Here is a 12381-nt window from a genome sequence, read left to right as displayed (position 1 = left end):
GCACCATCCCCACCGCCACCGGAGCCGAGACCGGCACCGCGATCAGCACCGCCGTACGCCCCTCCAGGAGCCCGCCGAAGCCGACCATCGACAGGCCGAGCACGCCGAACAGGCAGAGCGTGACGCCGACGGCCGCCAGCGGGCCCGAGCCGGTGTGTGCCGTAGGGGCCGCGGCCGGGCGTTCGAAGCGGCGGAAGGCCGCGACGAGGAGGGCCGTGACCAGCGCCGCCGCGGCAAGACGCACCGGCACCTGCGCCCACCACCCCCCACTCGCAGGCGCCGGCAGCCGTACGTCGAGGGCGAGCAGCGCTCCGTACACGCCGAGCATCGCCGTGAGGTGCCACAGGAAGGCCGTCATGGCGATGCCGCTCGCGGCGATCACGCCGCGCCAGACGCGGGGCCGCTGGAGCCACCCGGTGACCGGCCGCCGGACCAGCTCGACCGCGCCGACCAGCCACAGGCCGTGGCAGAGGAGGGCGAAGGTGGGCGGGGCCATGTTGGAGACGCGCTCGCCCGGCATGCCGACCATCGACAGCGGATACGGGCCGTACGTCACAAGGGCCACCGCACCGGCGAGGCCGCAGGCGGCGAGGGCGGCGGGCACACCGCGCACCCGCAGCCGGCCGTCGGCGCGCAGGAAGCCGAGTTGGTGCACGGCGAGCCAGACGAAGGCGAAGTTGAGGAACTCGACGTACGGGACGCCGAGAGCGAAGCGCAGCAGATCCACCGTGCCGGCCGCGCCGACGAGCGCGCCGAACACGCCCCAGCCCCACCGCTCGTGCGCCTTCAACAGGGGCGGGGTGAACGCCACCATCGCGAGGTAGATCCCGATGAACCACAGCGGCTGGGCGACGAGCCGCAGCGCCACGTCGAGCAACCCCCCGCCCGCGCCGAGGAGTTGGAGTGCGAGTGCGGCCGCGCCCCAGAGCAGCACGAAGGCGATCGTGGGGCGCAGGAGGCGCTGCAGCCGGGCGCGCAGGAACGCCGGGTACAGCTGGCCGGAGTCGGTCCTGGCGCGCAGCGAGCGGTACGACAGGGCGTGCGCGAAGCCGCCGACGAAGAAGAACACCGGCATGATCTGCAGGGCCCAGGTGAGCAGTTGGAGTTCGGGGACGACGGCGAGCAGGTTGCCGACCTCGACCTGTCCGTCCGCACCGGTTCCGTCCGCGCCGGTGCTGACGGCGGCCATCAGCCAGTGGCCGAGGACGACCGTGCCGAGGGACGCGACGCGCAGCAGGTCGACGTAGCGGTCCCGGCCGGCCGGGGTGGCCTCGGCGAGCTGCCGGACGCGTCCGGACGTGGCGGTGGTTTCCATGCCTGCACGGTCCCGGCCGGAGCCGGGGCCGCGTCAGGGTTCAGGTACTCAAACCCCGGCCTGAGTACGTACGCCCGGTGGAGCTCAGAGCAGCGTGGCGCCCGGCGCCGGGGACGCGGCGACGCGGGCCGCGCGGCAGGTGCCGGAGGCGCGCAGCGCGTCGGCGAGCGAGTGCGCGGACTCGGCGTCCTTCGCGAGGAACGCGGTGGTCGGGCCCGAGCCGGAGACCAGGGCGGCGAGGGCGCCGCCCGCCTCGCCCGCGGCGAGGGTCGCGCGCAGCGAGGGGAACAGCGAAAGCGCCGCGGGCTGCAGGTCGTTGGTGACGGTGGCCGCGAGGGCGGCCGCGTCGCCGGTGCGCAGCGCGTCGACGAGCGCGGGCGACGCCTCGGGCACCGGCACGTCGCGGCCCTCCCAGAGGCGGTCGAACTCGCGGTACACGGCGGGCGTGGAGAGGCCGCCGTCGGCGAGGGCGAACACCCAGTGGAACGCGCCGCCCACCTCGAGCGGGGTGAGGAGTTCACCGCGCCCGGTACCGAGGGCCGCGCCGCCGACCAGGCTGAACGGCACGTCGCTGCCCAACTCGGCGCAGATGTCGAGGAGTTCGGCGCGGCTGGCACCGGTGCCCCAGAGCGCGTCGCAGGCGAGCAGCGCACCCGCCGCGTCCGCGCTACCGCCGGCCATGCCGCCCGCGACCGGGATGTCCTTGGCGATGTGCAGATGTACGTCGGCAGTGCGGCCGTGGCGTTCGGCGAGGGCGAGGGCCGCGCGGGCCGCGAGGTTGCTGTGGTCGAGCGGGACCTGGTGGGCGTCGGGGCCCGCGCAGGTCACCGTGAGCCCGTCGGCGGGCGCCGCGGTGACCTCGTCGTACAGGCCGACCGCGAGGAAGACGTTGGCCAGGTCGTGGAAGCCGTCGGGGCGGGCGCCGCCGACGGCGAGCTGGACGTTGACCTTGGCGGGTACGCGGACCGTCACACTCACTTACGCCACTTCCCGGTTCTCGGCGATCTTCGCGAACTGCTCGACGGTGAGGGACTCGCCGCGCGCCTGCGGCGAGACACCGGCCGCGACGAGGGCGGCCTCGGCGGCGGGCGCCGAACCGGCCCAGCCGGACAGCGCGGCCCGCAGCGTCTTGCGGCGCTGCGCGAACGCGGCGTCCACACAGGCGAAGACCTGCTCGCGGGTGGCGGTGGTGTCGACCGGTTCGGTGCGCCGGACCAGGGAGACCAGTCCGCTGTCGACGTTCGGCGCGGGCCAGAAGACGTTACGGCCGATGGAACCGGCGCGCTTGACCCGCGCGTACCAGTTGGCCTTCACGGACGGCACTCCGTACACCTTCGAGCCGGGCGCGGCCGCGAGCCGGTCGGCGACCTCGGCCTGCACCATCACGAGGGTGCGGTCGATGGTCGGGAAGGTGGCGAGCATGTGCAGCAGCACGGGCACCGCGACGTTGTACGGCAGGTTCGCGACGAGCGCGGTGGGCGCGGGGCCCGGCAGCGTGTCCACGAGCATCGCGTCGGAGTGCACGAGCGCGAAGCGGTCGGCGCGCTGCGGCAGCCGGGCCTCGACGGTGGCGGGCAGCGCGGCGGCGAGCACATCGTCGATCTCGACGGCGGTGACCCGGTCAGCGGTCTCCAGGAGCGCGAGGGTCAGCGAGCCGAGTCCGGGCCCGACCTCCACGACCACGTCGTCGGCCCGCACTTCGGCGGTACGGACGATCCGGCGGACGGTGTTGGCGTCGATGACGAAGTTCTGGCCGCGCTGCTTGGTGGGGCGTACGCCCAGGGCAGCGGCCAGTTCGCGGATGTCGGCCGGACCGAGGAGGGCGTCGGGGCTCGCGCTGTTGCTCACGGGTCAAGGGTAAGCGGCGCTTTTGGACGCCTTGACCGGTGCTCTCGGCTCGGTGACCTACAACCGCCCGCCGCAATGCGGCCAAGGGCTCGCCCCCCGCTGCACGTACAGCCGCTTCGCCCGGAACGTCTGTTCCTCGGCCGGTGCGTCCTGGGGACGGCCGGTGCCGCCGAGCGCCTGCCAGGTGCCGGTGTCGAACTGGTAGAGCCCGCCGTACGTGCCGGAGGGGTCGACGGCGTCGGGGCGGCCGCCGGACTCGCACTGCGCGAGCCCGTTCCAGTTGAGGTGGTCGGCGCCCTGCACGGTGGTCGGCAGCGGCCGGGTGCCGACCTTGACGAGCTGCTCCTGCGGGGCCCGCACCACTTCGGAGCCGAGCATGCGGGGCCTCTGCCGGACCCCGTTGACGGTGCGCAGGGCGTACATGACGCGGCGCGAGCCCTGCCGTCCGGCCCGTTCGACGACCTCGGTGCCGTGGTAGAGCGTGGCGTCCTCGGTGCGCCGCACCTCGAACGGGATGGGTTCCTCGCGCACTTCCCTGGTGCCGGTGATCCGCATGACGGTGACGGTCTGGCCGTCGCGCGGGAAGGAGTCCGGCGGTACGGAGGTGGTGTCCTGGCCGCGCAGCGCCACCCCGGCCGCGGCGACGGCTTCGCGGACGGTCGCCGCGTTGGTGCGGACGGTGCGCTCGCGGCCGTCGGCCATGACGGTCACGGTGCGTTCGGTGCGTACGTCGATGGCGAACCCGTCCCGGTCGATCCGCCGGGAGCGGGAGGCGGACAGGTGCGCGCCCTCCGCGCGCACCCCGAGCTGGTGCAGCGCGCCGTCGACGGTGTGCGCCGTGGTCCACACCTGGCGGCGCTCCCCGTCGAGGGTCAGGTGGACGAGCCGGCCGTAGCGCACGACGACCTCGTCGCCGTTGGCGAGCGGGGTGCCGGGTGCGGGCGCGACGACATCGTGGGCGCCCACGGCGAGGCCCTCGTCGGCGATGAGGTCGCCGACGTCGTCCGCGAAGGTGTGCAGGGTGCGGGGCTTGCCGTCGACGGAGAGCCGGACGGCCTTGTCCTCGGCGAGGAACGCGGTGGTACCCCCGGCGAGAAACGCGACGACGAGGGCCTGCGGCAGCAGGCGACGCAGCGCTTCGGGCCGTTCGGCGACCTGCTTACGCCGCGCGGCCCGTCGCGCTGCGGCCCGGTTGCCCGTCGGCGCGGCCGGCAAATTCGGCGGCGCCGGCAGATTCGTCGGGACCGGCAAATCCAGCCCCTCCGGCGTTTGAGGAGCAGGGTCCGGGGCGGAGCCCCGTGGCGGTGCGACGGTCGAGTCGCGCCAATCAACGGTCGACCCTCGCCAATCAACGTTCACGACCAAGCGCTCCAGGGACGGTCCAACTTCGGGCGAGCAGAACCTAGCGGAGCGTTCGTCACTCTCCAAAGCCGTACGGTCACCCGGTGTCGCGATGTCACCGTGCGTCGCGGCCCTGCCCCGAGCTGTCGGGCCTCGCGCGTTATCGGTCAGTAATCAAATGCGCGCGCCGTGTTGTCACGTACCGCCTCCGCCAGCGCGTCCTCGTCGAGGCCCTTCACCTTGGCCATCGCCCGTAGCGTGACCGGAATGAGATAGGGCGCGTTAGGCCGACCGCGGTAGGGCGCGGGGGTCAGGAACGGGGCGTCGGTCTCGACCAGGACGAGTTCCACGGGCGCGACCTCGAGGGCGTCCCGCAGCGGTTGGGCGTTCTTGAAGGTGACGTTGCCGGCGAAGGACATGAACCACCCCTGCTCGGCGCAGATCCGGGCCATCGCCGCGTCGCCGGAGTAGCAGTGGAAGACGGTGCGCTCGGGGGCGCCCTCCTCCTTCAGGACCCGCAGCACGTCGGCGTGCGCCTCGCGGTCGTGGATGACGAGGGCCTTGCCGTGCCGCTTCGCCATCTCGATGTGCGCGCGGAACGACCGCTCCTGCGCGTCCTTGCCCTCGGGCCCGGTACGGAAGTGGTCGAGCCCGGTCTCGCCGACGCCCTTGACCTGGGGCAGCGCGGCGAGCCTGTCGATCTCGGCGAGCGCCTCGTCGAGCGCGGCGTCACCGCCGGGCTGCCGTGCCCCCTGCCGGGACCAGCCGTCGGGGTCACCGAGGACGATCCGCGGCGCCTCGTTGGGGTGCAGGGCGACCGTGGCGTGCACCGCCTCGTACGCGGCCGCTGTCTCGGCGGCCCAGCGGGAGCCCGCGAGGTCGCAGCCGACCTGGACCACGGTCGTCACGCCGACCGCCGCGGCGTCGGCGAGGCTCTCGGCGACCGTGGCCGACTGCATGTCGAGGTGGGTGTGCGAATCCGCGACCGGAACCCGCAGGGGTTCCGGCAGCGGCGGCGGTGCGTCTTTGGCGTCCTTCGGGCTCATGCACCCGATCCTACGAACCTGCCTACAGCTGCTTCTTCTCGTGGTGGTGCCGGAAGGGGTGCAGCAGATCGGAGAGGTGCCAGTGGTGCTCCGACTTGGGAGCGATGTCCGCACCGGACGACTCGGGCGCCACGTCCTCCTCGGCTACTGCCGCGGACTGACCGCCGTACTCGAAGGGCTGCCCGTAGGGGATCTTCTGGACGGAGGACACCTGCCCGGCCCGCATGATCCGTACGACGTGGCCGCCGCAGTTCGTGCAGGTCGGCCGGGTCAGCGGGGACGGCACCCGATGGCCGTCGACCACGTACATCACGAATTCGGCGCCTGAGCCGTCGACGAAGTGCTCGATGTCGTACGACTGCTCCCAGCCGTGCCCGCAGCGCATGCAGGCGAAGGCGTACGACTCCTGAACAGTGGCTATGGCCTCGTGCGGCATACCCGTGGCGATGCGGCCGGTGGTCTCACTCATGCCAGCTCCTCTTGTCCGCTGGACAAGCACGTACCGGGACCGGGCTTGCGTCCCTTCACATCCAGTGGACGCCCGCTCGCGGTGGGAGCGCATCAGGCCTGTCGAGATATTGGAGCGTTCTTGGCCTTCTCCAAGGAAAAACCGCCTGGTGCGCGGCCTGGGCTTTGCCTTTCACGATAGTCCTTTGCCGTCCTGTGGCGCGCTGCGAGCCGCATTCTTTGCCGCGACCACCGCATCGAAGACCTCGCGCTTGGGTAGCCCCGCGTTGGCCGCCACCGCGGCGATGGCGTCCTTGCGCCGCTCCCCCGCCTCCTCCCGCACCTGCACCCTGCGTACCAGCTCGTCCGCGTCGAGCTCCTCGGTGGACTCCGGGGCGCCCTCGACGACGACGGTGATCTCGCCGCGTACCCCTTCGGCGGCCCAGGCGGCGAGCTCGCCGAGCGGGCCGCGCTTCACTTCCTCGTACGTCTTGGTCAGCTCGCGGCAGACGGCCGCGCGGCGCTCGGCGCCGAAGGCCTCGGCCATCGCGGCGAGGGTGTCGTCGAGGCGGTGCGGGGCCTCGAAGTAGACGAGGGTGCGGCGCTCGTCGGCGACCTCGGTGAGACGCGTGCGGCGCTCGCCCGCCTTGCGGGGCAGGAAGCCCTCGAAGCAGAAACGGTCCACCGGGAGCCCGGACAGCGCGAGCGCGGTGAGCACGGCGGACGGCCCCGGCACGGCGGTGACCTTGATGTCCCGCTCGACGGCGGCCGCGACGAGCCGGTACCCGGGGTCGGACACGGACGGCATGCCCGCGTCGGTGACGAGCAGCACCCGCGCCCCGCCCGCGAGCGCCTCGACCAGCTCGGGCGTACGCGCCGCCTCGTTGCCCTCGAAGTACGAGACGACCCGGCCGGCCGGCTGCACACCGAGCGCCTGGGTGAGGCGGCGGAGCCGGCGGGTGTCCTCGGCGGCCACGATGTCCGCCGACTCCAGCTCGGTGGCGAGCCGGGGCGGGGCGTCGGAGGTGTCGCCGATGGGGGTGCCTGCGAGTACGAGAGTTCCTGCTGTCACGCGCCCATCCTCGCAGGGAAAAAGGGACGGCCCCGCCCGGGAGGCGAGTACCCCGGCCCGCGCACAGCGGCGTTCCCTACGATGGCGCGGTGACCAGTGCAGCGTCCACCACGGACTCCACCGACGCGGAACCCGACGCGGAGCAGGGCCCGGCCACCGAGGCGGCCGAGCGGCCGCAGCCGGCCTGGCAGCGGCGGCTGCGCCGATTCGGCTACTCCGCCCCGCCCAGGACCGGGGTCGAGGAACGCCTGGTCCCGCCCTACACCGGACCCGGCCCGCGGGTGTGGGACGCGCTGCGGGTGCCCGCGCACCGGGTGGCGCCGCTGAACCGGCTGCTCGCCTGGGCCGGCCCGCTACTCGTCGCGCTCGTCGCCGGGGCCCTGCGGTTCTGGAACCTGGGGCGCCCGGACAAGGTGATATTCGACGAGACGTACTACGCCAAGGACGCCTGGGCGCTGCTGCACCGCGGCTACGAGGTGAACTGGCCCAAGGACTACAACGACGAGGTCATCCGGCTCGGCTCGGACGTGCCGCTCGGCACCGACGCCGCGTACGTGGTGCATCCGCCGATCGGCAAGTGGGTCATCGCGCTCGGCGAGTGGATGCACGGCTTCACCCCGTTCGGCTGGCGGTTCATGACCGCGCTGCTCGGCACGCTGTCGGTGCTGCTGCTCTGCCGGATCGGGCGGCGCCTGTTCCGCTCCACGTTCCTCGGCTGCCTGGCGGGCGGGCTGCTCGCGGTGGACGGCCTGCACTTTGTGATGAGCAGGACCGCGCTGCTCGACCTGGTCCTGATGTTCTTCGTGCTCGCCGCGTTCGGCTGCCTGGTGGTGGACCGGGACTGGTCACGGGCGCGGCTGCTCGCGATGCTTCCGGTGGACGACGGGCTCGTACGGCCGGACGCGGAGGTCGCCGAGACCGCCCGCCTCGGCTGGCGGCCGTGGCGGATCGCCGCCGGGGTCTGCCTCGGCCTGGCCTTCGCCACGAAGTGGAACGGCCTGTACATCCTGGCCGCGTTCGCCCTGATGTCGGTCCTGTGGGACGTCGGCGCCCGCCGCGTCGCGGGCGCGGGCCGCCCGTATCTGTCGGTCCTGAAGCGGGACGTGTTCCCGGCGTTCGTCTCGACGGTGCCGGTGGCGATCGGTACGTACGTGGCGTCCTGGGCGGGCTGGATCGCCAGCGACAACGGCTACTTCCGGAACTGGGCGAACACCGAGGGCAAGGACAGCGCCTGGTCGTTCCTGCCGGACTGGCTGCGCTCCCTTTGGCACTACGAGTACGAGGTCTACCAGTTCCACATCGGCCTGACCTCCGGCCACACCTACGACTCCAACCCGTGGAGCTGGCTGGTCCTCGGCCGCCCCGTCTCCTACTACTACGAGTCGCCCGCGCCCGGGAAGGACGGCTGCCCCGTCGACGCGGGCGACAAGTGCGCGGCGGAGGTCCTCGCCCTGGGCACCCCGCTGCTGTGGTGGGCGGCGTGCTTCGCGGTGGCGTACGCGCTGTGGCGCTGGGCGCTGCGCCGGGACTGGCGGGCGGGCGCGATCCTGTGCGGTATCGCGGCCGGGTACCTGCCGTGGTTCATGTACCAGCAGCGCACGATCTTCTACTTCTACGCCGTGGTCTTCGTGCCGTTCCTGTGCCTGGCCGTGGCCATGATGGTCGGCGCGATTCTCGGGCCCCCGGGCTCCACGGAGCGCCGCCGCATCGGCGGCGCGGTGACGGCGGGCGTCCTGGTCCTGCTGATCGTCTGGAACTTCATCTATTTCTGGCCCATTTACACGGGCACCCCGATTCCGGTGGATTCGTGGCGGGCCCGGATGTGGTTCGACACATGGGTCTAGGCAGCGGCGTCCCGTTGGTCCCGTTCGTATAACGGCGGGCTGTTCCTTCATGTGTGCCGCGTACGCTCCGCTCGACTGCGTCGGTCGCCGCGACCGTCAAGTAGGGGGAGCGGGCCGGTACATGCCCCTCGGGCACCCGGCCGGTACGACACGTCATCTGACACCTATAGGGTGCCCATTCGGCCGGTCAGGTCTGAGCGCACGGGGCATCTGCGGAGGAACAAGCTGTGGTCATGAGAGAGCCCATGGAACCCCAGGACGGGGCGGGCGCCGGAGCGGTGAGCTCCGCGAAGGGGATGCGCAAGGAAGTCAGGATCGCCCTGATCGGCGGCGCCGTCGCCGTGGTCGCGGCGGGCGCGGGGTTCACCGCGTACGCCCTGACCGGCAGCGAGGACAAGAGCGGCGGGCAGGCGGTCGAGCAGCAGGCCGCCGGTGACCGCCCCGAGGTCGAGCAGGGCCCGCCGAGCGCGGCCGAAGTCCGCACCACCACCGGCGAGTTCCTCGCCGCGTGGGCGAAGGGCGACGCGGCCGGAGCGGCGAAGCGCACCGATGACGCGACGGCCGCGAAGACCGCCCTGACCGGATTCCGCAAGGACGCCCACCTCACCGACGTGAAGCTGGAGCCGGGCACCGCGAAGGGCGCGACGGTGCCGTTCTCGGTGGCGGCCGTGGCCTCGTACGAGGGAACGAGCAAGCCCTTCGCGTACAAGTCCGAACTCACCGTCGTACGCGACAAGGAGAGCGGCAAGCCGGTCGTGCGCTGGCAGCCGTCGGTGGTCCACCCGGAGCTGCGCGAGGGCGACTCGCTGCGCGCCGACGAGTCCGGGAAGCCGCCGATCAAGGCCGTGGACCGGGACGGCACGGAGCTGACCGTCGCGAAGTACCCCTCGCTCGGCACGGTGCTCGACTCGCTGCGCGAGAAGTACGGCGCCACGTCCGGCGGCAAGCCGGGCGTCGAACTCCGCATCGTGCGCAAGGGATCGGCCACCGAGAAGCAGGACGGCGGCGACGGCAAGGCGCTGCCCGACAAGACGCTGCTCACGCTCGCCAAGGGCACGCCCGGCACGGTCGAGACCACCCTCAGCGCCACCGCGCAGGCCAACGCCGAGGCCCAGGTGGCGAAGCGGCAGCGGGCGTCCGTGGTCCTCCTGAAGCCGTCCACCGGCGAGGTGCTCGCGGCCGCGAACTCCAACGCGTCCGGCATGAACATCGCGCTGCAGGGCTCGCTCGCGCCCGGTTCCACGATGAAGATCGTGACCGCGTCGATGCTCCTGGAGAAGGGCCTCGCGGGCATCGACAAGCCGCACCCATGCCCCAAGTACCAGGAGTACGGCGGCTGGAAGTTCCAGAACGTCGAGAAGTTCGAGATCAAGAACGGCACGTTCCGCTCCAGCTTCGCGGCGTCCTGCAACACGGCCTTCATCTCGCAGGCGGAGAAGCTGAAGAACGACGACCTGACCAAGCAGGCCCAGCAGGTCTTCGGCCTCGGCCGTGGCAACTGGACCAGCGGCGTCTCCACCTTCGACGGCGCCGTCCCGGTCCAGGCCGACGCACAGATGGCCGCCTCGCTGATCGGGCAGGGCGGTGTACGGATGAGCCCGCTGAACGTCGCCTCGGTCATCGCGACCGCCAAGACCGGCACGTTCCGGCAGCCGTACCTCGTCTCCCCCGACGTGGACGACCGCACCCTCGCCACCGCGCCGCGCACCCTGGACCCGTCCGCGCAGGCCCAGTTGAAGGAACTCCTCACCTACACGGCCACGTCCGGCTCGGCCGCCGAGGCGATGGCGGGCCTCGGCCCCGACATCGGCGGCAAGACCGGCTCGGCCGAGGTCGACGGCCAGAAGAAGCCCAACGGCTGGTTCACCGCCTGGCGCGGAGATCTCGCCGCGGCGGCGGTCATGCTGGAGGGCGGCCGCGGCGGCTCGTCGTCCGGTCCGCTGGTGGCGGCGGTGCTGAAGGGCGGGGCGTAGGGCTTACGCGTCCCGGCCAAGGGCCGATACCTGGTCGCATGCCCCGTACACGTACAGCTAGCGTGCGGGGCATGAACACAGCCCACCCCCGCTCCGCCGAGCGGTCCGCGTGACGCCCCTGGTCGCGGCGGCCGTGGTCCTGGCCGCCGTCACGCACGCCAGCTGGAACGCGCTGGCGCACCGCATCAAGGACCAGTTGCTCGCGTTCACCCTGATATCCGGGGGCGGCGCCCTGATCGGCGCCGCCCTCGCCTGCTTCGCCCCGCTCCCGGCGGCGGGCGCCTGGCCCGCGCTGATCGCCTCGGCGGTGCTGCACGTGGGCTACCAGGCCCTGCTGATGCGGTCGTTCAGCCTCGGCGACTTCGGCCAGATGTATCCGATCGCCCGCGGTACGGCGCCGCTCGTCGTGACCGTCGCGGCCGCCGTCTTCGTCGGGGAGCGCATCGACGGCTGGCAGCTGACCGGTGTGGCCGTGGCCTGTGCGGGACTCGTCGGTCTCGCCGTGTGGGGCATCCGCGGCTCCGGGGCCCGCCCGCACTGGCCGGCGATCGTCGCGGCGCTCGCGACCGGCCTGTCCATCGCCGCGTACACGGTCGTCGACGGCGTGGGCGTACGCGCCTCGGGCACCCCGCTCGGCTACATCGCCTGGCTGATGATCCTGGAGGGCCTGGCGATCCCCGCGTACGCGCTCTACCGGCACCGCTCCGAACTGCCGTCCCTGCTGCGCCCGTACGCGATCCGCGGCCTGGTCGGGGCGGGCCTCTCGGTGGCGGCGTACGGGCTCGTGCTTTGGGCCCAGACCCGGGCGGCGCTCGCCCCGATCGCGGCGCTGCGGGAGTCGTCGATCATCGTGGGGGCGGCGATCGGCGCGGTGTTCTTCAAGGAGCGCTTCGGGGTACCGCGGATCGCGGCGGCGGGCCTGATGGTGGTCGGCATCGGCCTGATGCTGCACACCGGCTGAACGTCACACCAGGGACGCGCGGACCGTCACGCCAAGGACGCCCGCACGGCCCGTACCAGCGACTGGGCGCGCGGGTCCGCCGTGACGTTGCTCTGCAGGCCGTTGGTCACGTACCCGAAGCCGATGCCGGACTCGGGGTCGGCGAAGGCCAGCGGGCCGCCGCGCCCCGGGTGCCCGAAGGAGCCCGTGGCGAGCAGCGGGGACGAGGGGCCGTGCAGCATGTAGCCCGGCCCGAAGCGGGTGTTCACGACGAGCACCCGGTCCGGGCCCGCCGACTCCTCGGTCCGCGCGAGGGCGACCGTGGCGGGCGCGAACAGCCGTGCCCGGCCGTCGACTTCACCGATCAGGGCGGCGTAGAGCCGGGCCAGGGAGCGGGCCGTGGCGATGCCGTTGGAGGCGGGCAGCTCGGCGGCGCGGTACTCGGGGGCGTTCTCGTCGACGGCCGCGAGGGCGCCGAAGGCCCGCCGGGTCAGCGACTCGGGGTCGGCGTACGCCTCGGCCACGTTCCGCTTCGGTCGCAGCCGGGGGCCGCTG

The 12381-nt window shown here is 72.8% G+C and carries 11 protein-coding genes; 3 read left to right on the top strand and 8 right to left on the bottom strand.

The annotated features are described in order from the left end of the window. The 7 genes from GUY60_RS24755 to rsmI all read right to left on the bottom strand — a co-directional run. Positions 1–1315 (bottom strand): acyltransferase family protein (locus tag GUY60_RS24755; protein ID WP_161701516.1); only part of this gene is annotated, 1315 nt, incomplete at its 3' end. A gap of 84 nt (positions 1316–1399) precedes the next feature. Next, a complete protein-coding gene (locus GUY60_RS24750) occupies positions 1400–2293 on the bottom strand; it encodes a 4-(cytidine 5'-diphospho)-2-C-methyl-D-erythritol kinase (RefSeq protein WP_161701514.1) in 894 nt (297 codons plus the stop codon). Continuing rightward, on the bottom strand, positions 2294–3163 hold the full coding sequence (rsmA, locus tag GUY60_RS24745) for a 16S rRNA (adenine(1518)-N(6)/adenine(1519)-N(6))-dimethyltransferase RsmA (protein WP_161701512.1): 870 nt from the start codon (positions 3161–3163) through the stop codon (positions 2294–2296). 57 nt (positions 3164–3220) lie between these two features. Next, positions 3221–4528: a resuscitation-promoting factor gene (locus GUY60_RS24740; protein WP_281368564.1), complete on the bottom strand. Its 1308-nt coding sequence runs from the start codon at positions 4526–4528 to the stop codon at positions 3221–3223. 143 nt (positions 4529–4671) lie between these two features. Further along, complete coding sequence (locus tag GUY60_RS24735) at positions 4672–5550, bottom strand: TatD family hydrolase (protein WP_161701508.1); 879 nt, start codon at positions 5548–5550, stop codon at positions 4672–4674. Between the two features lie 22 nt (positions 5551–5572). Beyond that, positions 5573–6019 (bottom strand): hypothetical protein, encoded by a 447-nt coding sequence (locus GUY60_RS24730; RefSeq protein ID WP_161701506.1) that lies wholly within the window; start codon positions 6017–6019, stop codon positions 5573–5575. 171 nt (positions 6020–6190) lie between these two features. Further along, positions 6191–7069 (bottom strand): 16S rRNA (cytidine(1402)-2'-O)-methyltransferase, encoded by an 879-nt coding sequence (gene rsmI / locus GUY60_RS24725; protein WP_161701504.1) that lies wholly within the window; start codon positions 7067–7069, stop codon positions 6191–6193. An 89-nt stretch (positions 7070–7158) separates the two neighbouring features. Between rsmI and GUY60_RS24720 the strand changes: the two genes are divergently transcribed. From GUY60_RS24720 to GUY60_RS24710, 3 genes are all read left to right on the top strand, one after another. Then, positions 7159–8913 (top strand): dolichyl-phosphate-mannose--protein mannosyltransferase, encoded by a 1755-nt coding sequence (locus tag GUY60_RS24720; RefSeq protein ID WP_161701502.1) that lies wholly within the window; start codon positions 7159–7161, stop codon positions 8911–8913. 296 nt (positions 8914–9209) lie between these two features. Continuing rightward, positions 9210–10886, top strand: coding sequence for a penicillin-binding transpeptidase domain-containing protein (locus GUY60_RS24715; RefSeq protein ID WP_161701518.1), 1677 nt, complete (start codon positions 9210–9212; stop codon positions 10884–10886). 109 nt (positions 10887–10995) lie between these two features. Continuing rightward, the gene (locus GUY60_RS24710; protein WP_161701495.1) at positions 10996–11847 is read left to right on the top strand and encodes an EamA family transporter; all 852 of its coding nucleotides are present in this window, start codon (positions 10996–10998) and stop codon (positions 11845–11847) included. 26 nt (positions 11848–11873) lie between these two features. On the opposite strand, the gene GUY60_RS24705 is transcribed toward GUY60_RS24710, so the two are convergent. Continuing rightward, positions 11874–12381: serine hydrolase domain-containing protein (locus GUY60_RS24705; RefSeq protein WP_161701493.1), on the bottom strand; the 508-nt coding region annotated here is incomplete at its 5' end.

Source organism: Streptomyces boluensis (genome assembly GCF_009908195.1).
Lineage (GTDB): Bacteria > Actinomycetota > Actinomycetes > Streptomycetales > Streptomycetaceae > Streptomyces > Streptomyces boluensis.
Note: the sequence above shows the minus strand (reverse complement) of the source record. Positions and strands in the feature narration are given on the sequence as shown.